Annotated in this window: 1 protein-coding gene; it reads left to right on the forward strand. The window is 72.7% G+C overall.

Annotated features, from left to right (window positions below; genetic code table 11):
* The coding region (locus SCA03_RS34790) for a condensation domain-containing protein (protein ID WP_230989122.1) at positions 1–1,007 on the forward strand (1,007 nt) is incomplete at both ends.

Below are 1,007 nucleotides of genomic sequence, written 5' to 3' on the forward strand. Positions count from 1 at the left end.
TGCGGTGGCGGGCCGTGCGGCGGATCTGCCGGAGTTGCCGGTGCAGTACGGGGACTATGCGTTGTGGCAGCGTGAGCGGCTGTCGGGTGATGACTTGGGCGGCCAACTGAGCTACTGGCGTCGTCAGTTGGACGGGTTGGAGCCGTTGGAGTTGCCGACGGACCGGCCGCGTCCCGCCGTGCGGACGGGCGCGGGCGCGCTGCACACCTTCGATGTTCCCGAGGAACTCGTCACGCGGCTCGGCGCGGCGGGGCGGCACGGGGGCGGCGCCACGCTCGCCATGGTGCTCACGGCCGTCACGCAGCTGCTGCTGCGCGCGTACTCGGGGCAGACCGATGTCGCGGTCGGTACGGCCGTTTCGGGGCGGGACCGTGCGGAGCTGGAGGGGCTGGTCGGCTTCTTCGTCAACACGCTCGTGCTGCGGTCCCGTGTCGACGACTCCCGGACGTTCCTGGAGCACCTGGCCGGGACCCGGGAAACCGTCCTGGAGGCACTTGCCCACCAGGACGTTCCGTTCAGCCGGCTCGTGGAGGAGCTGGTGCCCGAGCGTGACCCGAGCCGGACGCCGCTCGTGCAGGTGGCCGTCACCCTCCAGAACGCGCCGGCCGGTTCGCTGGACCTGCCCGGCCTCGCGGCCGAAGAGCTTCTCCCGCCCGTCGCCTCGGCGCCGTTCGACCTGAACATCGAGTTCGAACCGCGGCCTGAGGGTGGGCTCCGCGCTGCTGTGCTGTACAGCGTGGACCTCTTCGACGCCTCCACCGTGCTGCGGCTCGGTCGGCACTGGCTCACGCTCGCGGACTCCCTGACCGCCGACCCCGGCCGCCCGGTCCGGGACGCCGCACTGCTCGCGGACGAGGAGCGGGCCCAGGTGCTGGGCACCGAGTGGTCCGGCGAGCCGGGGGTGCCGGCGGGGCGGTCCGTCGTGGAGGTCTTCAACGAGCGCGTTGCGGCTGACCCGACGGCTCCGGCCGTCCTGCGCGGTGCCGAAGAGTCGCTGACCTACGGCG

The sequence above is a fragment of the Streptomyces cacaoi genome (genome assembly GCF_006539165.1).
Taxonomy (GTDB): Bacteria; Actinomycetota; Actinomycetes; order Streptomycetales; family Streptomycetaceae; genus Streptomyces; species Streptomyces cacaoi.